20 protein-coding genes are annotated in these 23,422 nt (G+C 68.0%); 9 read left to right on the top strand and 11 right to left on the bottom strand.

All coding sequences use genetic code 11. The features are described from left to right. Window positions 1-69: 69 nt before the first annotated feature. The 4 genes from FHR19_RS11865 to FHR19_RS11850 all read left to right on the top strand — a co-directional run bounded on the left by FHR19_RS11865 (window position 70) and on the right by FHR19_RS11850 (window position 4,708). The gene (locus FHR19_RS11865) at window positions 70-1,515 is read left to right on the top strand and encodes a hypothetical protein (RefSeq protein WP_184028588.1); all 1,446 of its coding nucleotides are present in this window, start codon (window positions 70-72) and stop codon (window positions 1,513-1,515) included. Next, a complete protein-coding gene (locus FHR19_RS11860) occupies window positions 1,493-2,740 on the top strand; it encodes a putative DNA modification/repair radical SAM protein (RefSeq protein ID WP_184028586.1) in 1,248 nt (415 codons plus the stop codon). The genes FHR19_RS11865 and FHR19_RS11860 overlap by 23 nt, the downstream gene beginning before the upstream one ends. 72 nt (window positions 2,741-2,812) lie before the next feature. Continuing rightward, on the top strand, window positions 2,813-3,289 hold the full coding sequence (locus FHR19_RS11855) for a hemerythrin domain-containing protein (RefSeq protein WP_184028974.1): 477 nt from the start codon (window positions 2,813-2,815) through the stop codon (window positions 3,287-3,289). Window positions 3,290-3,298: 9 nt separating this feature from the next. Further along, window positions 3,299-4,708 (top strand): UdgX family uracil-DNA binding protein, encoded by a 1,410-nt coding sequence (locus FHR19_RS11850; protein ID WP_221228497.1) that lies wholly within the window; start codon window positions 3,299-3,301, stop codon window positions 4,706-4,708. Here the strand turns inward: FHR19_RS11850 and speD are convergent. The 10 genes from speD to FHR19_RS11800 form a co-directional block, all read right to left on the bottom strand. Next, on the bottom strand, window positions 4,705-5,073 hold the full coding sequence (gene speD, locus FHR19_RS11845; RefSeq protein WP_184028584.1) for an adenosylmethionine decarboxylase: 369 nt from the start codon (window positions 5,071-5,073) through the stop codon (window positions 4,705-4,707). The genes FHR19_RS11850 and speD overlap by 4 nt on opposite strands. After that, window positions 5,070-6,674, bottom strand: coding sequence for an FAD-dependent oxidoreductase (locus FHR19_RS11840; RefSeq protein WP_184028581.1), 1,605 nt, complete (start codon window positions 6,672-6,674; stop codon window positions 5,070-5,072). The genes speD and FHR19_RS11840 overlap by 4 nt, the downstream gene beginning before the upstream one ends. Continuing rightward, the gene (locus FHR19_RS11835) at window positions 6,664-8,193 is read right to left on the bottom strand and encodes a polyamine aminopropyltransferase (RefSeq protein WP_184028578.1); all 1,530 of its coding nucleotides are present in this window, start codon (window positions 8,191-8,193) and stop codon (window positions 6,664-6,666) included. The genes FHR19_RS11840 and FHR19_RS11835 overlap by 11 nt, the downstream gene beginning before the upstream one ends. Continuing rightward, window positions 8,186-8,398, bottom strand: a complete 213-nt coding sequence (locus FHR19_RS11830) for a DUF350 domain-containing protein (RefSeq protein ID WP_184028576.1) — start codon at window positions 8,396-8,398, stop codon at window positions 8,186-8,188. Before FHR19_RS11830 ends, FHR19_RS11835 begins: the two co-directional genes overlap by 8 nt. Before the next feature lie 11 nt (window positions 8,399-8,409). Next, window positions 8,410-8,571: a hypothetical protein gene (locus FHR19_RS11825; protein ID WP_184028574.1), complete on the bottom strand. Its 162-nt coding sequence runs from the start codon at window positions 8,569-8,571 to the stop codon at window positions 8,410-8,412. Continuing rightward, the gene (locus tag FHR19_RS11820) at window positions 8,571-9,911 is read right to left on the bottom strand and encodes a DUF4178 domain-containing protein (protein WP_184028572.1); all 1,341 of its coding nucleotides are present in this window, start codon (window positions 9,909-9,911) and stop codon (window positions 8,571-8,573) included. Before FHR19_RS11820 ends, FHR19_RS11825 begins: the two co-directional genes overlap by 1 nt. Beyond that, window positions 9,904-10,572: a DUF4178 domain-containing protein gene (locus tag FHR19_RS11815; protein WP_184028570.1), complete on the bottom strand. Its 669-nt coding sequence runs from the start codon at window positions 10,570-10,572 to the stop codon at window positions 9,904-9,906. The genes FHR19_RS11820 and FHR19_RS11815 overlap by 8 nt, the downstream gene beginning before the upstream one ends. A 145-nt stretch (window positions 10,573-10,717) precedes the next feature. After that, window positions 10,718-11,713, bottom strand: coding sequence for an SPFH domain-containing protein (locus tag FHR19_RS11810; protein ID WP_184028568.1), 996 nt, complete (start codon window positions 11,711-11,713; stop codon window positions 10,718-10,720). A gap of 73 nt (window positions 11,714-11,786) precedes the next feature. Then, a complete protein-coding gene (locus tag FHR19_RS11805; RefSeq protein WP_184028566.1) occupies window positions 11,787-13,250 on the bottom strand; it encodes an MFS transporter in 1,464 nt (487 codons plus the stop codon). 67 nt (window positions 13,251-13,317) lie between these two features. Continuing rightward, window positions 13,318-14,364, bottom strand: coding sequence for a substrate-binding domain-containing protein (locus tag FHR19_RS11800; protein WP_184028564.1), 1,047 nt, complete (start codon window positions 14,362-14,364; stop codon window positions 13,318-13,320). A 280-nt stretch (window positions 14,365-14,644) separates the two neighbouring features. Here FHR19_RS11800 and FHR19_RS11795 point away from each other — a divergent pair, with 280 nt between their 5' ends. The 5 genes from FHR19_RS11795 to FHR19_RS11775 all read left to right on the top strand — a co-directional run bounded on the left by FHR19_RS11795 (window position 14,645) and on the right by FHR19_RS11775 (window position 22,657). Further along, window positions 14,645-17,344: a TonB-dependent receptor gene (locus tag FHR19_RS11795; RefSeq protein WP_246359476.1), complete on the top strand. Its 2,700-nt coding sequence runs from the start codon at window positions 14,645-14,647 to the stop codon at window positions 17,342-17,344. Between the two features lie 122 nt (window positions 17,345-17,466). Further along, window positions 17,467-19,290, top strand: a complete 1,824-nt coding sequence (locus tag FHR19_RS11790) for an alpha-amylase family glycosyl hydrolase (protein ID WP_184028562.1) — start codon at window positions 17,467-17,469, stop codon at window positions 19,288-19,290. Further along, a complete protein-coding gene (locus FHR19_RS11785; RefSeq protein ID WP_184028560.1) occupies window positions 19,287-20,903 on the top strand; it encodes an alpha-amylase family glycosyl hydrolase in 1,617 nt (538 codons plus the stop codon). Before FHR19_RS11790 ends, FHR19_RS11785 begins: the two co-directional genes overlap by 4 nt. Next, on the top strand, window positions 20,900-21,820 hold the full coding sequence (locus tag FHR19_RS11780) for an alpha/beta hydrolase (protein WP_184028558.1): 921 nt from the start codon (window positions 20,900-20,902) through the stop codon (window positions 21,818-21,820). The genes FHR19_RS11785 and FHR19_RS11780 overlap by 4 nt, the downstream gene beginning before the upstream one ends. 39 nt (window positions 21,821-21,859) lie before the next feature. Beyond that, window positions 21,860-22,657 (top strand): aldo/keto reductase, encoded by a 798-nt coding sequence (locus tag FHR19_RS11775; RefSeq protein ID WP_184028555.1) that lies wholly within the window; start codon window positions 21,860-21,862, stop codon window positions 22,655-22,657. A 91-nt stretch (window positions 22,658-22,748) separates the two neighbouring features. Here the strand turns inward: FHR19_RS11775 and FHR19_RS11770 are convergent, their stop codons facing one another. After that, window positions 22,749-23,375 (bottom strand): DNA-3-methyladenine glycosylase family protein, encoded by a 627-nt coding sequence (locus tag FHR19_RS11770; protein WP_184028553.1) that lies wholly within the window; start codon window positions 23,373-23,375, stop codon window positions 22,749-22,751. Window positions 23,376-23,422: the final 47 nt, after the last annotated feature.

Below are 23,422 nucleotides of genomic sequence, written 5' to 3'. Positions count from 1 at the left end.
CTAGCAGACTGTGCTGCACCGCACCAACGCTGGTTGCGGATCAATGCGCTTTTCCGCTAGCCAGCACGAATGCCCCGGCCGTCGATCCTGCTGTTCGCGCTGGTCTGGCTGTCGGCGGCGTGGTTCGGATCGTGGCACTGGAACCCCAACAGCGCAGTCCGGCTGTTCGCCGCGATCGGGATCGTCGAGCGGCACGACGCCGCGATCGACCGGTTCGAAGCGCTGACGATCGACAAGGCGCGGTTCGGCGCGCATTTCTATCTCGACAAGCCGCCGGGCATGACGCTCATGGCGATGCCCGTCGTCGCGCTCACCGACGCCGCGACCGGCGACAGCGCCGAGGACAAGGTGCTGGCGACGACCGACCCTGTATTCGACCGCTATATGAAGCTGCGCCAATGGCTAGCGGCGGCGGCAATCAACGCGACGTTGCTGGCGTTGGCGGCGGTCGCGCTGATGGATATCGGGCGACGGGTGACGGGATCGGCCGGGGCGGGGGCGTTCGGCGCGCTCGCCTTTGCGCTCGGCACGCCGCTTTGGGGCTGGGCGACGACGCTGTTTGGACATTGCGCGGTTGCCTCGCTGCTGGTGATAGCGGTGCGGCTGGTTCTGAAGGGGACGGGCGACGACCGCAGCCGCGCCGACGCGCCGCTGGCGGGGCTGGCGCTCGGCTGGGCGCTGGTGATCGAGCATAGCGCGCTGCTCTTCGCCCTGCCGGTCGGCATCTTCGCGCTTTGGCGCTTGCGTGCGGCTCCGCGGATCGAGGCGGCACGCGCGGCGGGCGGCGCGGTGCTTGCCGGCACGGCGGCGATGATCCCGCTGCTTGCCTATAATCTGTTCGCGTTCGGCACGCCGTTCCGGCTGGGTTACGAGGGCGTGGTCGGTTGGGAGGGGATGCAGCAGGGGCTGTTCGGCCTGACCTATCCGCACGTCGCGGTGCTGGGTGAGGTGCTGGCCGGCACGCATCGTGGGATGCTCTGGGTCGCGCCCGTTCTGCTGGCGGCGTTGCCGGGGCTGTGGCTGTTGTGGCGGCGCGGCTGGCGCGATCTGGCGGTGCTGGCAGCGGTCGGGGCAGCGGCGGCGTTCCTCTACAATGCGTCTTATGTCTACTGGGACGGCGGCAATTCGACGGGACCGCGCCACGCGATGCCCGCGGTCGCGTTCCTGTCGCTCGCGCTGCCGGGCGTCTGGGCGGCGGCGGGGCTAGCGGGGCGCGCCGCGTTGTCGGCGCTGCTCGCCGGGAGCGTCGCGATCAACCTGACGATCGCCGCGGCCGAGATTACCGCGCCTTGGAGCGCCGACAACGCACTAGTCGACGGCGTATGGCGCGAACGGTTCTGGCCGGGCTATCTGCGGACCGTGCCGAACGAATTCTTCGGCTGGACACCGTGGCAGGGGCTAGCGATGTGGGCTGTCGCCGCGGCGGCGCTGTTCGCCGCGCTCATGTTTGCGCTCTCTCGACAGCCGCAGTCCGCGAACATATATCGAACGGATGGCGCAGCTCGACGTTCGTGAAAAGCTCGGGATTCTGGCGGATGCGGCCAAGTATGATGCCTCCTGCGCGTCGTCGGGCACGACCAAGCGCAATTCGGCCGGGGGCAAGGGGATCGGATCGACCGAGGGAATGGGCATCTGCCACGCCTATGCCCCCGACGGTCGGTGCATCAGCCTGCTCAAGATCCTGCTGACCAATAGCTGCATCTTCGACTGTCATTATTGCATCAACCGCAAGTCCTCGAACGTCCGCCGCGCGCGCTTTACCGCGCAGGAGGTCGTCGCGCTCACGATGAGCTTTTACAAGCGCAACTATATCGAGGGGCTGTTCCTGTCGTCGGGCATCATCCGCTCGCCCGACTATACGATGGAGCAGATCGTCGAGGTCGCGCGGTCGCTGCGCGAGGATCATCAGTTCCGCGGCTACATCCACCTGAAGACGATCCCCGACGCCGATCCGGAGCTGGTCCGGCTGGCGGGGCTGCATGCGGATCGCGTGTCGATCAACGTCGAGCTGCCCACCGTTCCCGGCCTGACCCGCCTCGCGCCCGAGAAGTCGGCGACCCGCATCGAGGGGGCGATGCGCGACATGAAGACCGCGATCGTCGACACCGCCGACGCGCGCAAACGCTATCGCTCGGCCCCGCGGTTTGCGCCCGCGGGCCAATCGACACAGATGATCGTCGGTGCCGATGCCGCGACCGACCGCGATATCGTGACCAAGGCGGCGACGCTCTACGACCGGTTCAGCCTTCGCCGCGTCTATTATTCCGCGTTCAGCCCGATCCCGGAGGCGAGCGCGGTGCTGCCGCTCCAGCGCCCGCCGCTGATGCGCGAGCATCGGTTGTACCAGTCGGACTGGCTGATGCGTTTCTACGACTATGCGCCCGGCGAAGTGGCGGCGGCGGCCGATCCGGCGACGGGGATGATGCCGCTCGACATCGATCCCAAGCTCGCCTGGGCGCTCAAGTTTCGTGAGCGGTTCCCGGTCGATGTGAACCGCGCGGCGCGCGAGGATCTGCTGCGCGTGCCGGGGCTGGGGGTGAAGGCGGTCAACTCGATCCTCAAGGCGCGCAAGTGGCGGCGCCTGTCGCTCGACGATGTGGCGCGGTTGACGGTGTCGGTCGCGAAGGTGCGACCGTTCATTGTGGCAGAGGGGTGGCGCCCGGTGCTGCTGACCGATCGCGCCGACCTGAAACCGCTGGTCGCGCCGAAGCGCGAGCAGCTGGAGCTGTTCGCCGCTTGATAGCGGTTCGCAGGTGAAACGTGGGGCCGCGCGGCGGGTTGGATGCCCGAACCCCCGATCGAGGAAATCCCCATGGCCGACGCGAAGATCTTCGAAGACCTGAAGAAGGACCACGACCTTCACCGCAAGCTGTTGAAGCAGATTGACGCCGCCGATGAGGGTGAGCGCGCCAACCTGTTCGAGCAGTTCCGCGTCGAGGTGACGGCCCACGCCGCCGCCGAGGAAGAGTCGCTCTATGCGACGATGCTCGCCAAGCCCGATCTGCGCGACGAGGCCCGCCATTCGGTGTCGGAGCACAAGGAAATCGACGACTTCTTCGAAGAGATGGCCGAACTCGACGCGGCTACGTCCGAGTGGAAGTCGAAGTTCGACGAGATGCGCCACCGCTACGAGCATCACATCGACGAGGAAGAGGAAGAGATGTTTCCCGAGGCCGCCAAGGACCTCGACGATGCGGAGGTGGCAAAGCTCGCCAAGGTGTTCGAGGCGCGCAAGCCCAAGGAACTGGAACTCGCCGAGGCGAGTGAGCCCGGCGACAATCGCGAGTAAGCTTAGCCCATGGGCATCCGTGTCGCGCGTCTCGACGCCCCTGACGATTTCGAGGGGTGGCGGGACGCGGCGCGGGTGCTCGCGACCGAGCGGGTGCCGCCAGATCGGGTGATCTGGCAAGTGGCGGGACATGCAGCGGACCTGTTCGCAGAGGAGCCGCCCGCACTCGACCCGCCGGCGCCCGCACCGCCGCCGGCTTTTCGCGTGCCAAAGGCGTTCGTCGATCTGGCGCACAGCGTCGTGCTGCACAGCGATCCCGAACGGTTCGCGCGCCTCTACGCGATGCTCGTCCGGCTGATCGACCAGCCGCGGCTGATCGACGACCGCGCCGACCCGGCCGGCCGCCGGCTCGATGAAATGGCCAAGGCGGTGCGGCGCGACATTCACAAGATGCGCGCGTTCCTGCGTTTTCGCGAGGTGGCGGACGAGGATGGCGAGCGCTTCGTGGCGTGGTTCGAGCCCGAGCACCACATCGTCCGCGCCAACGCGGCGTTCTTCGTCAACCGCTTCAACACGATGCGCTGGTCGATCCTGTCGCCCGAGGTGTCGCTCCACTGGGACACGCAGACTTTGCAGGAGGGGCCGGGAGCGGTGAAGGCCGATGCGCCCGACGTCGACCCGATCGAGGCGGTGTGGAAGACCTATTATGCGTCGATCTTCAATCCCGCGCGGCTGAAGGTCGGGGCGATGCTGCGCGAGATGCCGCGCAAATACTGGAAGAACATGCCCGAGACCGCGCTGGTCGGCGAGCTGATCGCGGGCGCGCGGGCGCGGGAGACGGCGATGATCGAAACGGCACGGGCGGCGACACCCGGCGGCAATGTCGAGGGCGCGTGGGCGGCGCTGCGCGAGGAGGCGATGGGCTGCACTCGCTGTCACCTATACCAACCCGCGACGCAGACCGTGTTCGGGGAGGGGCCGCTCGATGCCCGGCTGATGTTCGTCGGCGAGCAACCGGGGGATCAGGAGGATCTGGCCGGCCGCCCCTTTGTCGGCCCGGCGGGGCAGGTGTTCGACCGCGCGATGGGCGAAGCGGGGATCGACCGCGACACCGTCTACGTCACCAACGCGGTCAAGCACTTCAAGTTCGAGCCGCGCGGCAAGCGGCGCATCCATGCCAAGCCCGATGCAGGCGAGATCGACGCGTGCCGCTGGTGGGTGGAGCAGGAGCGGATGCTGCTGACGCCGAAGCTGACCGTGGCGCTCGGCGCGACGGCGGCGCGGTCGCTGACCGGCAAGACGGTGACGATCTCGCGCGAGCGCGGGCGACCGATCGCGCTGGCGGACGGCGGGGAGGGGTGGATCACGGTGCATCCGAGCTTCCTCCTGCGCCTGCCCGACAAGGTGCAGGCGGAAGAGGAATATGCGCGGTTTGTCGAGGATTTGCGCGCCGCGGCGGCGTATGCCGGTAAGGCCTAGGCCGGCACTACCCCATACCCCCGCGCGATCCGATGCTCGTGCCGCACCTCGGCTCCCAGCACCGCGACCAGCGTCGCCAGCGCGGCATCGGGATCGCATCGCCGTCCGCAGACGAAGATATCCACCGCGGCATAGCCGTGCTCGGGCCATGAATGGATCGAGATGTGCGATTCGGCGAGCAGGGCGACGCCGGTGATCCCCTGACCCGGCCCGAAGGCGTGGAGGCGCATATCCAGCAGCGTCGCACGCGCCGCCGCCGCCGCCTCGCGCAGCGCGCGTTCGATCAATGCCGCATCGTCGAGGCCCCGGCCGCCGGTCAGGTCGGCGATCAGGTGGACCCCGTCATAGGGGGGCGGGGGCGTCATATCAGCGTCTCATGCGCGTGGCCGAGCGTCGTCATCGCCGCCTCCGCTGCCTGGGTGCCGTGGAAATGCGCTTCCTCGAACAACGAAAGCCCGGACAGATCGCTATGCCCCAGGAACAGCGGCGGTTCGACGCGGTGGCGGGGAGCGGCACCCCAGACATAGCCGGGCGTCGGTCGGATCATCGCGTGGCCCCAGCGCCACAGCGCGATCTCGCCGATGTCGAGGTCGGGATGCATGGCGAGAAGGTCGTCGCGGACGATCCGCTTCCACTCGTCGGCGGGCCGCTCGAGCATCAGGCGGCGGGCGCTGGCCGGCGCCATCGTCGAGAGCGGCAAGTACCAGGTCAAGACCGTCGCGCCCGCTAGGGCCGACGCGTCCTGATGCGTGGCGACGACGTAGCCGAGCGATTCGCTGGTGGTCGAGACATTGTCCCAAGCGAGCGGCACGCCCGTCCCGCGCGGCGGCTGCGCCACCGTGACGTTGGCGACGATCCAGGGGGCGTAGGTGCAGGGTTTCGCGTCGATTTCCGGCACCAGCCGTGCGGTGACGAACAGCGGCATGGCGAGGATCGCGGCGTGGGCGTGGGTACGGACGGTCTCGCCGCGCGCCACATCGAAGCTGTCGATCGCCACGCCGCTGTCGGTTCGTGAGACTGCATGGACGATGCGGCCGGGGCGGACGCGATCGCCCAGGCGCTTCGCCATCAAGCCGGCAAGGTGCCCGTTGCCGCCGGGCCAGGTCAGCACGTTATCGGCTACGTCGGGTGCGGCGAACCCGCGGCGCCCCGCCCAGTAATGCACCCCCGCCCAGGCGGAGACATGCTCCGGCTCGGTCCCGTAATCGTCGCGCATCGAATAGCGGACATGCGCACGCAAAACGGGCGAGGTGAGGCCGCGCGCGTCGAGCCAGCCGGCGAACGTCTGTCGGTCGAGCGCGCGCCAGGCCGGATCGGCCGAACTATAGGCAGTCGGCGTTGCGAACGCAGGTCGGCCGTCGCTGCCGATCGCAGCCCGTGCGCGCGCCATCTCTGCGTCGAAAGCGGCGAGATCGGCCTTGTCCTTCGCGGTCAGGCCGGTTCGCGGGACCAGCCCCTCCTGCCAGCGCCCGCGCCAAAGCAGGCGCTCCTGAAGATCGGCGCAAAGCTGCATCGGGTCGTAGACCGGCACGCCGTTCGCCTCACCGACGATCATGCCCATCCGCCGGAGCATGCGGCGCAGCGCCGTCGCCTCGCGATTGGGGATCGGCAGATAGTGGGCGCCGAGCGGATAGGCGCTCACCGCGTTACGGCCGCTGCGCGCATTGCCGCCGGCGTCGTCCTCCAGTTCGAGCAGCGCGAAGTCGTCGAACCCGGCTTCGGCCAGCGTCCACCCCGCCGACAATCCCGAAATTCCGCCGCCGGCGATGACGAGACCCACATGCTCCTCGCGCGACGGCGCCGGAAACCTGCCCTGCCGCAGCCGATGGCCGCGCGCCAGATCGGCACCGGCAAGCGGCCCGGGCGGCAGCGGCGGCTCGCGGAACGCCAGCGCCGCGCCGCCCCCCGCCAGTGCCGCCGCCCCCGCGCCGAGGCCGAGCAGCGCAGCCCGCCGGTCAGCTTTCATAGCGGCTCCACGCGGCGTCGAAGACGCGGACCAGCGCCTGGTTGTCCAGCCGGTTCACCTCGACCCGTCGGCGGGCCATGTCGGGGGGGAAGTCGAACAGCGGCGGCTCGCTGGCGGCGGTGACGAACCGGCCGGGCGTCAGGCGGGCGTGAGCGGGGATCGGGCCCAGCGCAGCGAGTGTGTAGCCCCATTCGCCGAAACTCGGCACATAGGCGTGATAGCCCTTGGTCGCGAACCCCACCGCCTCCAGCGTGGTCGAGATCGTCCAGTAAGCTTCGGGCGCGACCAGCGGGGAGGTCGATTGCACGACCATCATGCCGGTAGGCGCGAGCAGACGGCGCACCTGCGCGTAGAAGGCGTCGGTGTAGAGCTTGCCCACCGAATAATCGACGGGATCGGGGAAATCGACGATGATCGCGTCGTATTGCCCCTTCGCCTCCCGCGCCCATCGGAACGCGTCGGCGTTGACGACGGTCATGCGCGGATCGGACAGCGAGCCGCGATTGAGTTCGGCCAGCGCGGGGGTGTCGCGGAACAGCGCGGTCATTTCCGGGTCGAGATCGACGAGCGTCACGCGGCGGACGGCGGGGTCGCGGAACACCTCACGTGCTGCCAGCCCGTCGCCGCCGCCGAGGATCAGCACGTTTGCGGGGTTGGCGACGCGGCCGAGCACGGGCTTCACCAGCGCCTCGTGATAGCGATATTCGTCGCGCGACGAGAATTGCAGGTTGCCGTTGAGATAGAGGCGCAGGTCATCGTCCTTTCGCGTCAGGACGATGCGCTGGTAGCGGCTCGACCGCGCATAGACGACGGGCTCGCCATAGCCTGCCTGCTCGCCGAATCGCTGGAGCTTGTCGGAGGCGGCGAAACCGGCCGCGAGCAGCAGCAGGATCACGATCGCAGCGGCGACCTCCCCCTTCATCCGGCGTCCGCGCGGGAGCGCGAGCAGGAGGGCGAGCGCGACGCCCGCATTGGCGATGCCGAATGCGAAGCCCGTACGGATCATGCCGAGATGCGGCATCAGCACGAGCGGGAACAGCAGCGAGGCGGCGAGCGCGCCGACATAATCGAAGGTGAGGACGCTCGACACCGTCTCGCGGAAGTCGAAATCCTTGAGGATGCGGATGAGCAGCGGGATTTCGAGCCCGACGAGAAACCCGATCGCCAGGACGATGCCGTAGAGCGCGATGCGGAAATGCTCGACCAGCGGGAAGAGCATGAACAGGAGCGCCGCCGAACAGCCGCCGATGATCGCGATCAGCAATTCGGTGCGCACGAACAGCCGCAACTCGCCGCGCTTCACATAGCGCGAGCACCACGAGCCGATGCCCATCGCGAACAGATAGGTGCCGATGACGGTCGAGAACTGGGTGACGCTGTCGCCGAGCAGGTAGCTGGCGATCGTCGAGGCGAGCAGTTCATAGACCAGCCCGCAGGTCGCGACGACGAACGCCGAGACGAGAAGCGCCCCCGCCGGTGCCGTGACCTTTGGCCGCGCGGCGGGGTCGGCTTCAGCCATGGATGGCGGCGGCGACGATGATCGCGAGGCCCAGCGCCATCGCGCCCGCGACGATCGCGACGCCGATGTTCCGCTGGTCGTGAATCTCCGCCCAGAGCTTGCCCGGCGTCAACAGGTCGAGGATGAAGAAACCGACGAGAAACACGAAGATGCCGACGCCGGCATAGAGAAGCGTGTTGAGCAGGGTGGCGAGCGAGGTGACCATCCGAAATCCCCTTATTTGTGGTTGGGTCCGCCGACGAAGATGACGCCGCCGCCGCTGCCGCGCGGGCCTTGGCGCCCATCCGCGAACGGCGACCAGGCATAGGTGTTGGCGACCATGAACAGCCCAACAATGGCAAGGCACCACAGGCCGTAGAGAAAGATCGAGGTCCGCATCAGCCGTCATCCCCTCCCGACGCGAAGTCGCTCTCGCCGCGGCGCGCGCCCTCGAACCGAGCATGGATCAGGAACCCGGCACCGAGCGGCAGCACGATCAGGATCAGCATGAGGACGAAAACGCCGCCGCCCGCGCCGCCGCGGCTACGGACGCTGATGTTCACCTGCGGCTGCACGGCATCACGGCGCCAGTCGGGCGTCTGCTCGCCTGCGCCGGGATCCCAGAAGTTGCCCGATGACTTGTTCGGATCGACCCAGTTGTTGCCTTTGTAGTCGATGACGAGATCGTAGGTGCCGGCGGGCAGCGCGGCGAAATCGGCGCCGGCGGTCTGGTCGCCCTCGCTCCAGTCGCCGTCCGAATCGCGGCCGGTGTAGCGCTCCGCCGCCTTCGACGCGGTGTAGCTCGCCTGGTTCTTGCGGTCGACGAGCGTGTAGTCGAGGTCGACCCAGCCGTTCGACAGCGCGGGCACGTCGGCCGAGACGCGTACCCGTTGATAGGGACGGGTAAGTTCGATCGGGCCGACCGTCGCCTGCTGGTCGCGGCCGTCGGCGGCGATCGCGATCGATCCGTTCCAGAGCGAGCGCCCGCCGCCGGTGATCGACGCGCCGACCAGCAGGGCGAGGAAAGCGAGGATGGCGATGACGATGCCGCCCTTGACGAAGGGCAGCGCGGGCGAAGGCTGGTGCGGCAGCGGGGGCCAGGGCTTCCCGCCGGCCGCCACGCCGAAGGCGGCGGCGATCGTCGCGGCGGGCACCCAGCGCGAGCGCGACCAGTTCACCTCCTTGCCGTCCGCCTCGCGCGACAGCATCGCGCCCGGCCTTACCCAATCGTCGGTGCGGACGGTGTCGCCGCGCTTCACCCGCCAGTAGAATTCGCCGACCACGTCGGTCACCCGCGCGGTGCCGTCGGCGAAGAAGGGCTTGTAGCTTTCGCCATCGACCTTGAGCCCGCCCCAGCTTCCCTCGGGCGTCCGGGTCAGTTGCTCGCCGAAGCTCCAGCCGCCGCGCTGCTCGATCAGCCAGCGATAGCCGTGATAGGGATTGAAGAGGAGGAACTCCTCCCACGGATAGCCGCTGTCGTCGCGCGCCATCCAGCCGACCACTTCCCACTCGGTCCCGTCCAGCGTGCCGCGCGTGCCGAGCGGGATGGCGAGCCGCGACGCCTTTTCGTTGTAGCGCGTGACCAGCCGCACTTCGGGCTGGGACACGTCGAGGATGCTCGCGCAATACTCGCATGCGACCGTGACGGAATAGCCGGCTGCGCGCAGCGTGACGGTGCCGCCGCAATTGGGGCAGGACAGCGCCTTCGCGGCGGGCTGGGCGACGGCAGCGTCAGCCATAGCGCGGCATCGTCCATCCCTCGATCGCGCGCAGGTTGTTGGCCGACAGCTCGGCCAGCGTCACATAGCGGCCGTCATAGAACCATGCCTCGTCCCCCTCGCGCTGGAGGCTGGCGGCGCGGCCCGATGCGGCCTTGAGATCGACGGAGTAGATCGTCCAGCCGGGCAGGGCGGTGAAGGGCAGCTCGCCCTCGGCGGCGATACACGACACCTGGCGCGCGTCGGCGATCGCCAGTTCCTCGCCGTCGATCTCAGCCTTGCGGCCGGGCAGCGCGGGCGCGCCGCGGGCGATGCGGTCGAGTTCGGCGGAGCGGACCTCGGCCAGCGGTCGCTCGAACGTCATCATGAAATCGCCCATCGCCTCGCCCAGCCAGCCATGCGCACCGCCCTCGAACAGGCACAGCCACTCGTTCCACGATCCGTCGTCCCACGACCAGCGGACGCGCCCGATCACCTCGAACGCGCGCCCGTCGAACCGTCCGCGCGTGCCGATCTGGATCGGCGACACGTCGAACGGCAGTGCCGCCCCCTGACCGGCGATGCCGACGCCCGCGTCGCTTCGGACCAGCATCGAGCGGCAATGGTCGCAGACGCGATTGGGCAGCGCCGGCGATCGGAAGGTCACGGGCGCGCCGCAATTGGGGCAGGGTAGGGTCAGCATTGAGGGGCGACCTGCTCCCCTCCCCGACAAGGGAGGGGCTGGGGGTGGGTGGGGTTGCTTGTGGCGATGCGCTCGTGGCAGGCGACCGGTTTCTTCGTCGGCCGACCCACCCCCGACCCCTCCCTTGGCAGGGAGGGGAGAACGCCTACCGAATCCGGCCCAGCAACTCCGCCTTCTTCGCGTCGAAGTCCGCCTGCGTGATCGCGCCGATCGTCAGCAGCTTGTGCAGCTTTTCGATCTGGCCGTACGGATCGTCGCCGCCGCCAGCGGGCGCGCTCGCCTGACCGCCGCCGCCAAGGCCCGACGCCATCGCCTGACCCAGCGCCATGCCCGCACCCGCGCCGACGCCAAGGCCCGCGACGCCGCCTTCGGCGCTCGCCGCCTTTTCGATCGCGTCGGCGCTCTGGAACTTCACGAAGCGGTCGAGGTCGCCAACGACGCGCATCGACGATGCCTTGTCGAGGTACTTCTGCACCTCGTCGGGCAGCGACAGGCTCTCGACGAAGAAGGTCTGGCAGGAGAGGCCCCACTGGGTGAAGGCGGGCTGCACCATCTCGCGCAGGCGATCGGACATCGCGGCCTGATCCGCGGCCATGTCGACGAAGCCGAACTCGCTGCGGCCGAGCGAGGTGGCAAGCTGCGTCGCGATGGCGGAGCGCAGCTGCGTCTCGACATCGCCGACGCGGAGGTGATCGAGCGTGCCCATCAGCTTGGCCTGGAACACCGGCGGCTGCTCGATGCGGAAGCTGTAACTGCCGAACGCGCGGATGCGCAGCGGCCCGAACTCCTTGTCGCGCACGGTGACGGGCTGCGACGTGCCCCATTTGAGGCCGACCTGTTCCTTCTGCGTGAAGAACAGGACGTCGGCCTTGAACGGCGACTGGAAACCCTTGTCCCAATTCTGGAGCGCGGTGAGGAGCGGCAGGTTCGAGGTATTGAGCGTATGCTGGCCCGGCCCGAAGGCGTCGGCCATCTGCCCCTCGTTATAGAAGAACGCGACCTGACCCTCGCGCACCGTCAGCGCGGCGCCGTTCTGGATCTCGCGATCCTCCATCGGATAGCGGATGGCGAGGTCGCCGGGCTCCTCCACCCAGTCGATGACGTCGACGAACTGCTTCTTCAGAAAATCGAGAATGCCCATGGGATCCCTCCGGTGATACCCCGAGTGTAATGCCGAACCACCACACTTGAAAGCGAAACCGGAGGGGAAAGCGTCAGGCTTCTTTCACGCGCAGCATCGCGGCGGCGGCCAGCACCATCACGCCCGCGCCGATCGCCATCGTCCAGACCGGCTGGCCGGGGAAGAAGGCGTTGATGACCGCGCCCATGACGGTGGCGACGATCAGCTGCGGCACGACGATGAAGATGTTGAACAGCCCCATGTAGATCCCGTATTTCCGCGGATCGAGGGCCCCCGCCAGGATCGCGTAGGGCATCGTCAGGATCGACGCCCAGGCGATGCCGACGAACACCATCGCCACGAGGAGCAGCTGCGCGTCGCGGGTGAAGAGGATCGTCGCGAACCCCGCCGCGCCGCACAGCAGGCCGAAGACATGCGTCTTCACCTTGCCGATCCGGCCCGCCAGCCACGGCAGCAGGAACGCGCCGATCGCGGCGACGCCGTTATAGCTGGCGAAAAGGACGCCGACCCAATCCGCACCCTCGTTGTACGCGGCGCTCGTCGGATCGGTCGAGCCGAAGACGACCTGCGTCACGACCGGGGTGGTGTAGATCCAGAGGATGAACAGCGCCGACCAGGCGAAGAACTGGACGAGGGCGAGGCGGCGCATCGTCGGCGGCATCTGCGCGAGGTCGGAGTTGATGAGCACCAGCGCGCCGCGATTGCCCCCCGCCGCCATCGACCGCGCGGCGATGCGGGCAAGCCCGAACGCGATCAGCGCGCCGCCGAGGACGTAGACCGCCTTGTCGAGCGCCAACGCATAGACGGCGACGACGACCGCGACCCCCGCCAGAGCCCAGAGTGGGCCGTTGGCCGGGGCGACGATGCGCCCCTCATGCTCGGGCGTCGCGGGGGTGTCCCCGAACCGCGCCATGTCCTCGGGCGAATATTCGCGCACCGTGAGCACGGTCCACAGCACCGCGATCAAGATCGCCGCCGCGCCGATGTAGAAAGCATAACGGACCGAAGGCGGGATGACGCCGGCGGGCGCGGTGTTGGCGACGCCCGCCATGTTGAGCAGCTCGGGCGCCAGCGAGCCGACGACCGCGCCCGCGCCGATGAACGCGGTCTGGAAGGCATAGCCCGCGGTCTGCTGCTCGGTGCCCAGCATGTCGCCGACGAACGCGCGGAACGGCTCCATCGAGATGTTGAGCGAGGCGTCGAGCAGCCACAGCATGATCGCCGCGGTGAGGAGCGCCCCGGCATGTGGCATCCCGAACAGCGCCAGCGCGGCGAGGACTGCGCCGCCGAAGAAGAACGGCCGGCGGCGGCCGAAGCGGCTCCAGGTGCGGTCCGAATAATGACCGATGATCGGCTGGACGAGCAGGCCCGTGACCGGCCCGGCGATCCAGAGGAAGGCGAGCTGATCGATCTCGCCACCCAGCGACTGGAAGATGCGGCTGACATTGGCGTTCTGAAGCGCGAACGCGATCTGGATCCCGAAAAAGCCGAACGAGATGTTCCAGAGACCCGCCATGCTCTGGCGCGGCTTGTTCATGTATCCTCCCCGTGGACGCTGGCCGCCCTGTCGGCGTCACCCTTATGAAGCGGGGGCGCGGGGCGCTTCACGTATTCGTATGCGCGCCGCAGCTTGCCCGGACGATCAGCCGGACGGGCAGGGGGCCGGCAGGGGGTTCGCGCCCGGTGATGCGATCGAGGATGGTGCCGACCAACGCCTCGCCCGCGGCCTTCGCATCCTGCTGCACCGTGGTGAGCGGGGGCGAGGCCTGCTGCGCGGCGGGAATATCGTCGAAGCCCACGACCGACACCGCGCGCGGAACGGCATAGCCGCGCCGTTCTAGTGCTTGCATCGCGCCGATGGCGATCAGGTCGCTGGCCGCGACGATGCCGTCGAAGGCGACGCCGCGCGCGAACAGTTCGCCGATCGCATCCGCGCCCGCCTGCTCGAGCGTGATCGCATCCACCTGTAGCGCCGGGTCCGCGCTCATCCCCGCCGCGGCGAGCGCGTCGAGATAGCCGAGATAGCGGTCGCGAAACTCGGGATAATGGTCGTCGCCCGCGCCCAAAAATGCGATGCGGCGGCGCCCATGGCCGATCAGATGCTCGGTCGCGAGCCGCCCGCCGGCGCGATTGTCGCAGCCGATCGTCGCGCCGCCGTCGCCGGGCTCGGGCGAGCCCCAGCGCACATAATGGGTCCCCTGCGCCCGCAATTGCTCGAGGCGCGGGCGATACGCCTCGTAATCGCCATAGCCGAGCAGGATGATGCCGTCGGCCTTGCGGCTGTCCTCATACGCCTTGTGCCAGTCGCCCGACAGCTGCTGGAACGAGATGAGGAGGTCGTAGCCCGCATTCGCCGTGTGCCGGGTGATCCAGCCGAGCATCGACAGGAAGAACGGGTTGATGAGGCTGGCGTCGGCGGTCGGATCCTCGAAGAACAGGAGCGCCAGAGTGTGCGACTGCTGGCTGCGCAGCGACGAGGCGTTCTTGTCGACGGCATAGCCCAGTTCGCGGGCGATCGCCTCGATCCGGGCGCGCGTCTCAGCACTGACCGAGGTCGAGCCGCGCAGCGCCCGGCTAACGGTCGGCTGAGACACGCCCGCGCGGTAGGCGATATCGAAGGATGTCGGGCGCTGCGACGCCGGGCGGCTCACGATCGGCTTTCCTCGTTCCCTGATGGCGGGTCTGCGCTCGCCCGGCTGCCGACGCTAAACCAAGCGATAGGAGCGGTAAAGCACGCCGCCGCCGGGCACAGTGGCAATCGGGCAACAGCCGCGATGCATGACGGTTGCATGACATACGTATGCCTTCTGTTCGACCGCACCCGCCCGACGATAATGGCCGTGTCGTGAAGGGGTAGGCGGCGTCGTCGCCATACCCGTTTTTCGGGAACCGAGCCTGCGGTCACAAGCAGGATTGCGACAGGGGAGAGACATGAAGGCATCCATTTCGATTCGGGCCGCGCTGCTGGGCGCCACCGCGCTGACCTTTGCGGCGACCGCCGTGCCCGCCATGGCGCAGGACGCCGGCGACACCACCAATCCCGCTGCGCAGCAGGACGCGCCAGCCGACGACATCGTCGTGACCGGCTTCCGCGCCAGCCTCGAAAGCGCGGTCAACGCCAAGAAGTCGCGCGACCAGGTCGTCGAATCGGTGTCGGCCGAGGATATCGCCCGCCTGCCCGACGCCTCGATCGCGGAATCGATCGCGCGCCTGCCGGGCCTGACGTCGCAGCGTATCTCGGGCCGCTCGTCGGGCGTCTCGATCCGCGGCTTCGCCCCCGATTTCTCGTCGACGCTGCTGAACGGCCGCGAGCAAACCTCGACCGGCGACAACCGCGCGGTCGAGTACGACCAGTATCCGTCGGAAGTCATCAACCAAGTACTGGTCTACAAGACCGCGCAAGCCACGCTGATCGGCCAGGGCCTGTCGGGTACCGTCGACCTGAAGACGATCCGCCCGCTCGAATATGGCAAGCGTACGATCGCCGTCGGCGGCCGCGGCGTCTATACCGACCTCGGCAAGCTGAACGCCGGATCGAAGGAATATGGCTACCGCGTATTCGGCACCTATGTCGATCAGTTCGCGAACGACACGATCGGCATCGCGCTGTCGGCCAACTATCTCGACGAACCGTACCAGATTCAGGAATTCAACGCCTGGGGCTATGCCGGTACCACCGTTCCCGGCACGCCGGGCGAGGTGGGCGTGATCGGCGGGTCGAAGTCGTACGTCACCTCGACCAACCTCAAGCGCCTCGGCCTTCAGGGCACGCTGCAGTACAAGCCCGCGCCGAACTACACGATCACGGTCGACGGCTTCTACTCGGACTTCGACGACCCGCAGATCAAGCGCGGCATTGAGCTGCCGCTGTTCTGGGGTAACGCGACGCTGACCAACCCGCGCGTCGAGAACGGGCTCGTGACCTCGGGCACCTTCACCGGCGTCGAGGGCGTGATTCGGAACGACTCGTTCCAGCGCAAGGCCAAGCTCTATTCGTTCGGCATGAACCACCGCTACGAGGGCGACGACGGCTGGAACGCGTTCATCGACGTCAGCTATTCGAAGACCGACCGCAGCGAGACGATCATCGAGAGCTATGCCGGCACCGGCTATGGCCAGAATGTCGGCGCACGCGACACGATCGGCTTCACGACCGGCAGCACAGGCACCGTCTTCTCGCCGACGCTCAACTATTCGGACCCCAACCTCATCAAGCTGACCGACCCGCAGGGCTGGGGCGGCTCGAACATCCAGGCAGGCTATTTCAACGACCGCGTCGTCAAGGACGAGATCCAGCAGTATCGCGGCGAAGTCGAAAAGGAGATGGACGGCTTCCTCCGCTCGATCCAGTTCGGCCTCAACTATACCCGCCGCGAGAAGTCGCTGACCCCGAACGAGGCGCTGTTGCAGCTCTCGGGCGGGCTGCGCGAGCGCGTCATTCCGCAGGAATATCTGCTGGGTGCGACCAACCTGTCCTATCTCGGCCTCGGCCCGATGGTCAGCTACGACCCGGCCGCGCTGCTGGCGGGCGGCATCTATCAGCTGACGCCGAACACCAGCCTCGACGTGCCGGCCAAGGCGTTCCGCATCAACGAAGACGTGATGAGCGCCTATCTCCAGGCGAACATCGACCACGAGATCGGCGCGTCGGTGCTGACCGGCAATTTCGGCGTCCAGTTCGTGTCGACCGAGCAAAAGTCGTCGGGCCTCGTCGCCGCGGGCGGCGTGCTCCAGCCGGCGCTGGCGGGCGACGACTATATCGACGTGCTGCCGGTGCTGAACCTGTCGCTGCGTCTGCCGAGCGACTTCGTGTTCCGTATCGGCGCCGCGCGCCAGATGCAGCGTGCGCGTCTCGACGACATGCGCATCGCGATCGGTTACGGTCTCAATACGTCGCTCGGCATCTATCAGGGTAGCGGCGGCAATCCGTACCTGCGCCCGATCCGTTCGAACTCGTTCGACGCGACGATCGAGAAGTATTTCGGCACCAAGGGCTACATCGCGCTTCAGGGGTTCTACAAGGATCTCAAGAGCTTCGTGTACAATCTCGAGGTGCCGTTCGACTATAGCCCGTACCCGAAGCCCACCGGCCTCCAGCCCGCGACGAACCTGGGCCTCCTGACTCAGCCGATCAACGGCCAGGGCGGCAACATCTATGGTGCCGAGCTCGCCGCGACGCTGCCGCTGGGTGAGGTCGTGCGCTTCCTCGACGGTTTCGGTGTGACCGGCGGCGTCAGCTATACCGAGACCGAGATCCAGCCGACGCCGGGCGCCCCGGCCGAGGACATTCCGGGCTATTCGAAGTGGGTCGCCAACGGCACTGCGTACTTCGAGAAGTGGGGCTTCAACCTGCGCGGGTCGGTCCGCTATCGCTCGACCTTCGTCGGCGAATTGTCGGGCTTCGGCGGCAATCGCCAGCGTCGCCGCGCGCTCGACGAGACGATCTTCGACGCGCAGGTCGGCTACGACTTCCAGCCGGGGTCGGCACTCGAGGGTGTGTCGCTGTTCGTTCAGGGCCAGAACCTGACCGACGAGCGGTTCGCGACGGTCGATCCGCGCGACGACCGGGCGATCATCGACTATCAGACGTACGGCCGCCGGTTCCTGGCGGGTGCGACGCTGCGGTTCTGAGTTAAAGGGGGCGCGTGGACCTGTATCGGTTTCGGCCGGTACGGGTCCCCCGCTCGCTTCCGACAAGATTTTACGGCGACCCCCGTGGTCCTGCGGGGCACGGGCCAGCTAGAGGTGCCCGTATGAAGCGACTGATCGCCGCCCTTTCGCTTGGCGCCGCCGCGCTGCCCGCTTCGGCCCAGCAGGCGCCGCTGCCGCTGCGCGAGCGGCTGCCCGCCGAAGAAGTCATCTATTTTGTCCTGCCCGATCGGTTCGAGAATGGCGATCCAGGCAACGATCGCGGCGGCATCGCCGGCGACCGGCTGAGAAACGGCTTCGATCCGGCCAGCAAAGGCTTCTTTCAGGGCGGCGACCTGAAAGGCGTGATGAAGCGCCTCGACTATGTCGAGGCGCTGGGCGCGACGGCGATCTGGCTGACGCCGGTGTTCAAGAACAAGGCGGTACAGGGCGGGCCGGGCACCGAGTCCGCAGGCTATCATGGCTATTGGGTGACCGACTTCACGACGGTCGATCCGCATCTTGGCACCGATGCCGATTTCAAGGCGCTGGTGGACGCGGCGCATGCCCGCGGCCTCAAGGTCTATATGGACATCATCGCCAACCACACTGCCGACGTGATCTATTTCGCCGAGTGCGAGGGGAAGGACGAGTGCGCTTATCGCAGCCGCGCCGACTATCCCTATTCGCGGCGCGGAGGGGTGAAGGGCCGGGCGATCAACGGCGGCTTTGCCGGCGATCAGGTGCTGACCGCGGACAATTTCGCGAAGCTCACCGACCCCAATTTCGCCTATACGGTAAAGGTGAAGCCCGAGGAGCGGACCATAAAGGTTCCCGCCTGGCTCAACGACCCGATCTATTACCACAATCGCGGCAACTCGACCTTTTCGAACGAGAGCGCGACGATGGGAGACTTCGTCGGCCTCGACGACCTGATGACCGAGAACCCGCGCGTGGTTTCGGGCATGATCGAGGTGTTCGGCGGCTGGATCGACCGCTTCGGCATCGACGGCTATCGCATCGACACCGCGCGTCATGTGAACCCCGAGTTCTGGGCGGCGTTCGTGCCGGCGATGCAGGCGCGGGCGAAGGCGAGGGGCATCCCGAACTTCCACATCTTCGGCGAGGCCGCGTGGTCGGAGCTGGAGATCGGCCTGCTCCAGCGGCACACCGTCGTCGACAAGCTGCCTGCGGTGCTCGATTTCGCATTCGCGACCGCGGTCCAGCAGGTGGTGGCGGAGGGGAAGCCGACGGCCGCGCTCAACAAGCTGTTCATGGGCGATGCCATGTACGCAGGCGGCGAGCCGACCGCGCTGCAACTGCCGACCTTCATCGGCAATCACGATCAGGGCCGGTTCGGCATGTTCGTGATGAAGGCGAACCCGAATGCCGGCGACGCCGAACTGCTCGCGCGCACCCGGCTGGGGCATGAGATGCTGCTGACGCTGCGCGGCGTCCCGACCATCTATTATGGCGACGAACAGGGTTTTGCGGGGAAGGGAAACGATCAGGCCGCACGCCAGTCGATGTTCGCGAGCAAAACGCCCGATTATCTGAGCGACAAGCTGATCGGCACGACCGCCACGCACGGTCAGGCGCATTTCGGCACCGACCACCCGCTGTTCCGCACGATCGCGACGCTGGCGAAGCTGCGCCGTGCGACCCCGGCACTATCGCACGGGCGGCAGGTGACGCGCGCGTATCTGGACGACAAGCCCGGTCTGTTCGCGGTGAGCCGCTTCGATCCTGCCAGCAATGGCGAAGTACTGGTCGCCTTCAACAGCTCCGCCCAGCCGATCGAGGCGAATGTCGAGGTCGAGGCGCGCTCGCAGCGCTTCCGTCCGCTCTACGGCAAGGGCTGTCCCGCCGCGGCCAGCGCGCCGGGCAGCGTACGGGTGACGATCGCGCCGTTCTCCACCGTCGTCTGCGCGGCTGAGGTGGCGCGATGAGCACGGCACCGCTGCCCCTGACCGAGACCGATCCCGCCCCCTGGTGGAAGGGTGCGGTGATCTATCAGATCTATCCGCGCAGCTTCGCCGACGCGAACGGCGACGGGGTGGGCGACCTGCCCGGCATCACGCAGCGGCTCGGTCATATCGCGGACCTGGGCGTCGATGCGATCTGGATCTCGCCCTTCTTCACCTCGCCGATGCGCGACTTCGGCTATGACATCGCCGATTTCTGCGGGGTCGATCCGGTGTTCGGTACGATCGAGGATTTCGACGCGCTGGTGGCGCGTGCGCACGATCTCGGTCTCAGGGTCATGATCGATCAGGTCTATTCGCACGCGTCGGACCAGCACCCCTGGTTCGCCGAGAGCCGGTCGAGCCGTGACAACCCCAAGGCGGACTGGTTCGTCTGGGCCGATCCCAAGCCCGACGGCTCGCCGCCCTCGAACTGGCAATCGGTGTTCGGCGGCCCGGCGTGGCAGTGGGATGCGCGGCGCGGGCAATATTATCTGCACAACTTCCTCGTCGAGCAGCCTGACCTCAATCTCCACAATCCGGAAGTGCAGGAAGCGATCCTCGGCGTTGCTCGCTTCTGGCTGGAGCGGGGGGTCGACGGGTTCCGGCTCGATGCGTTGAACTTCGCGATGCATGATCCGCAACTGCGCGACAATCCGCCGTTGCCGCCGTCGAACCGTGCCCGCTCGCGCCCGTTCGATTTTCAGGACAAGATCCACAATCAGAGCCACCCGAACATCCCGGCGTTCATCGAGCGGCTGGCTGGCGAGATGCGGTCGTACGGCGCCGTCTTCTCGATGGCCGAGGTCGGCGGCGATCATTGGGCGCGCGAGATGGCGCTCTATACCGAGGGGAACCGCCGGCTCGACAGCGCCTATGGCTTCAACTTCCTCTATGCCGACAAGTTAACGCCGGGCCTCGTCGTCGATGCGCTGTCGGTGTGGCCCGATGCGGCCGATCGCGGCTGGCCGAGCTGGGCGTTCGAGAATCACGACGCGCCGCGCGCGATCTCGCGCTGGACGACGCCCGAACATGCCGCCGGGTTCGCGCGGATGAAGATGCTGCTGCTGCTGTCGCTGCGCGGCAACGCCATCCTCTATCAGGGCGAGGAACTGGGGCTGACGCAGGTCGACATTCCGTTCGAGAAGCTGGTCGACCCCGAGGCAATCGCAAACTGGCCGATGACGCTGTCGCGCGACGGCGTGCGCACGCCGATGCCATGGGCGGCGGGTGTGCCCGACCGCGCGTTCGGATCGGCCGAGCCCTGGCTGCCGCACGGCCCGGATCACGAGGCGCTGGCGGTGGACCTCCAGACCGGCGATCCGCGCTCGCTGCTCAACTGGACGCGCCGCCTGATCGCGCTGCGCCATGACGAACCGAGCCTGGCGCACGGATCGATCGAGGTCCGCGTGGCCGAGGGCGATCTGCTGGTGTTCGAGCGGCATTCGAGCGACGGCGCGCCGCTGCTGTGCGCCTTCAACTTCGGGACCGGGGCGGTCACCGCGACGCTGCCGCCGCATCGCATCCTCGCCTCGACGGGCGAGATCGACGGGGGCACGCTGGGCGCGCACGCCGCGCTCGTGGCCAGGCTGGGATGACGACACGGCGCGAGGCGATCGGGCTGATCGCGGGCGCCGCGATGCTCGGTGCGGCGCGGCCCGCCGATGCGCCGGTCCTCGACGACCTCCGGTTCGAGGCGGCGGGCATCGGGCCACTGCGCGTGAGCGTGTGGACGCCGCCGGGCTATGCGCGGGGGCGGGGGCGCCATCCGGTGCTCTACCTGCACGACGGGCAGAATCTGTTCGACCCGGCGCTCAGCGGCTATGGCAAGGTCTGGCACGTCGATCGCGCGATTGAGCGGCTGAAGCTGGGCCCGCGCGCGCCGATCGTCGTCGGGATATGGAACCCCGGTGCCGCGCGCTTCCGCACCTATGTGCCGCAGCCGATCGTCGATCGCCTGCCGGCGGCCGCGACCGCGGGGCTGGAGAACCGCATCGGCGGGCGGGTGCAGTCGGCGGCGTATCTCGATTTCCTGACCGGCCCGCTCAAGGTGGCGATCGACGCCAAGTACCGGACGCGCACCGGGCCCGCCGATACCGTCGTCATGGGGTCGAGCATGGGCGGCCTCATCTCGCTCTACGCGCTGGTGCGCCACCCGACGGTGTTCGGCGCGGCCGGCTGCGTGTCGAGCCACTGGCCGCTGTTCATTCCCGAGGGTGAGGGCGACGCCCCCTATCGCGCGGAGGTCATCCGCGCCTGGACCGGCTGGCTGGGCGAGGCGCTGGGCAAGCCGGCCGGGCGGCGGATCTGGTTCGATCACGGCACCGCGACGCTCGACCGGCTCTATGCCCCCTATCAGGCGGCGGTGGATGCCGCGCTGCCGCGGTTCGGCTGGCGCAAGGGGCGCGATTTCACGACGCGGCTCTATCCCGGCGCGCCGCACGAGGAGAATGCCTGGGCCACACGGCTGACCGATCCACTGGGCTGGCTCTACGGGCAACCAAGCCGGGGTTGAGACATTGGACGGGGGACTTCAGCGACTGGAGATTCCCCCATGCTCGACCTCAACGACGGCAACCGCATTCCCGCGCTCGGCTTTGGCACCTGGCAAATTCCCGACGCGCATGCCGGGCTGATCGTCCGCAAGGCGACCGATATCGGCTACAAGCTGATCGACACCGCCGCGATCTATCAGAACGAGCGCGGGGTGGGCGAGGGGCTGGCGAGCGTCGAGGATGTGTTCCTGACGACGAAGCTGTGGAACGACCGGCACGAGGATGCCGAAGCGGCGCTGGACGAGAGCCTGGCGCTGCTCGGCCGCGGCCATGTCGACCTCTATCTGATCCATTGGCCGGTCGCGGGCAGCGAGGCGTATCTGACCGCGTGGGAAGCGATGATCCGCCTGCGAGAAGCGGGCAAGACCCGGTCGATCGGCGTGTCGAACTTCCTGCCCGAGCAGATCGACCGGCTGATCGAGGCGACGGGCGTGACCCCGGTGCTCAACCAGATCGAACTGCACCCCCGCTTTCAGCAAACGGAGGCGCGGGCGTTCCATTCGGACAAGGGCATCGTCACCCAAAGCTGGAGCCCGCTGGGGCGCGGCGGACTGCTGTCCGATCCGGTCATCACCGGCATCGCGGACAAGCGTGGTGCGACCGCGGCACAGGTGGTGCTGGCGTGGCACCTCGCGCTCGGCCTGTCGGTGATCCCCAAGGCGTCGGACGAGGCGCATGCGCGTGACAATTTCGGTGCGACCGGTGTGACGCTGGATGAGGAGGACATGGCCGCGATCGCCCGGCTGGACGATGCGGACGGCCGGACCGGGCCGGACCCGCGGTCGTTCGGAGGTTGAGGTGGCGTGCTCCCGCGAAAGCGGGAGCCCAGAGCCGCAAGCGCGGTCTTTGGTAACTCTGTGCTCCCGCTTTTGCGGGAGCGCGTCGGCGTCAAATGACGCCCATGTCGCTGCGATAATGGTGCCAGGTGAAGATCGCCGCCGCGCCGCGATGCGGGCGCCAGGCCTCGGCGATCTCGCGCGTCAGTGCCTCGCTCGGGCGGTCGGGCAAGCCCATCAGCCGCCCGACCTCGATCTGGACGGCCAGGTCGCCGGCCGGCCAGATATCGGGCCGCCCCTCGGCGAACAGCAGGTAGATTTCGGCCGACCAGCGACCGATGCCCTTCACCTTGACCAGCTCGGCGATCGCCGCCTCGTCGTCCGCGGGCAGGTTCGCCAGATCGAGTTCGCCGCTCTCGACCAGTCCGGCAAGGCTGCGCGCATAGCCGAGCTTCTGCCGCGACAGACCGGCACCACGCAGCGTCTCGTCGCTCGCGGCGATCCACGCGGCAGTGTCGGTCGCGTCGCCGCCCAGCGCTTCTTCCAGTCTCCGCCAGACTGCATCGGCAGACTGATAGCTCACCTGTTGGCCGACGATCGTGCGGAGCAGCGTCGCCACGCCGCGGTCGCGGATGCGCGGTTCGGGATAGCCGACGCGGGCGACCGCGGCGGCGATCGCCGGCTCGCGTGCCGAAAGGGCGTCCAGCGCCTCGCGCAGCTGGTCGGCGCTCAAACCCATGGTTTTGGTCCCTTGAAAACCGGCCGCTCACACGGCAAGTCGCGCCG

Origin of the sequence: Sphingomonas yantingensis (assembly GCF_014199325.1) — a bacterium.
GTDB lineage: Bacteria > Pseudomonadota > Alphaproteobacteria > Sphingomonadales > Sphingomonadaceae > Sphingomonas > Sphingomonas yantingensis.
The sequence above is the reverse complement of the archived record's forward strand: the minus strand, read 5'-3'. Positions and strand labels throughout refer to the sequence as shown.

Coding starts and splice junctions, on each gene's coding strand:
- FHR19_RS11865 (WP_184028588.1), top strand. CDS start 70: ATGCCCCGGCCGTCGATCCTGCTGTTCGCGCTGGTCTGGCTGTCGGCG.
- FHR19_RS11860 (WP_184028586.1), top strand. CDS start 1,493: ATGGCGCAGCTCGACGTTCGTGAAAAGCTCGGGATTCTGGCGGATGCG.
- FHR19_RS11855 (WP_184028974.1), top strand. CDS start 2,813: ATGGCCGACGCGAAGATCTTCGAAGACCTGAAGAAGGACCACGACCTT.
- FHR19_RS11850 (WP_221228497.1), top strand. CDS start 3,299: ATGGGCATCCGTGTCGCGCGTCTCGACGCCCCTGACGATTTCGAGGGG.
- speD (WP_184028584.1), bottom strand. CDS start 5,073: ATGACGCCCCCGCCCCCCTATGACGGGGTCCACCTGATCGCCGACCTG.
- FHR19_RS11840 (WP_184028581.1), bottom strand. CDS start 6,674: ATGAAAGCTGACCGGCGGGCTGCGCTGCTCGGCCTCGGCGCGGGGGCG.
- FHR19_RS11835 (WP_184028578.1), bottom strand. CDS start 8,193: ATGGCTGAAGCCGACCCCGCCGCGCGGCCAAAGGTCACGGCACCGGCG.
- FHR19_RS11830 (WP_184028576.1), bottom strand. CDS start 8,398: ATGGTCACCTCGCTCGCCACCCTGCTCAACACGCTTCTCTATGCCGGC.
- FHR19_RS11825 (WP_184028574.1), bottom strand. CDS start 8,571: ATGCGGACCTCGATCTTTCTCTACGGCCTGTGGTGCCTTGCCATTGTT.
- FHR19_RS11820 (WP_184028572.1), bottom strand. CDS start 9,911: ATGGCTGACGCTGCCGTCGCCCAGCCCGCCGCGAAGGCGCTGTCCTGC.
- FHR19_RS11815 (WP_184028570.1), bottom strand. CDS start 10,572: ATGCTGACCCTACCCTGCCCCAATTGCGGCGCGCCCGTGACCTTCCGA.
- FHR19_RS11810 (WP_184028568.1), bottom strand. CDS start 11,713: ATGGGCATTCTCGATTTTCTGAAGAAGCAGTTCGTCGACGTCATCGAC.
- FHR19_RS11805 (WP_184028566.1), bottom strand. CDS start 13,250: ATGAACAAGCCGCGCCAGAGCATGGCGGGTCTCTGGAACATCTCGTTC.
- FHR19_RS11795 (WP_246359476.1), top strand. CDS start 14,645: ATGAAGGCATCCATTTCGATTCGGGCCGCGCTGCTGGGCGCCACCGCG.
- FHR19_RS11790 (WP_184028562.1), top strand. CDS start 17,467: ATGAAGCGACTGATCGCCGCCCTTTCGCTTGGCGCCGCCGCGCTGCCC.
- FHR19_RS11785 (WP_184028560.1), top strand. CDS start 19,287: ATGAGCACGGCACCGCTGCCCCTGACCGAGACCGATCCCGCCCCCTGG.
- FHR19_RS11780 (WP_184028558.1), top strand. CDS start 20,900: ATGACGACACGGCGCGAGGCGATCGGGCTGATCGCGGGCGCCGCGATG.
- FHR19_RS11775 (WP_184028555.1), top strand. CDS start 21,860: ATGCTCGACCTCAACGACGGCAACCGCATTCCCGCGCTCGGCTTTGGC.
- FHR19_RS11770 (WP_184028553.1), bottom strand. CDS start 23,375: ATGGGTTTGAGCGCCGACCAGCTGCGCGAGGCGCTGGACGCCCTTTCG.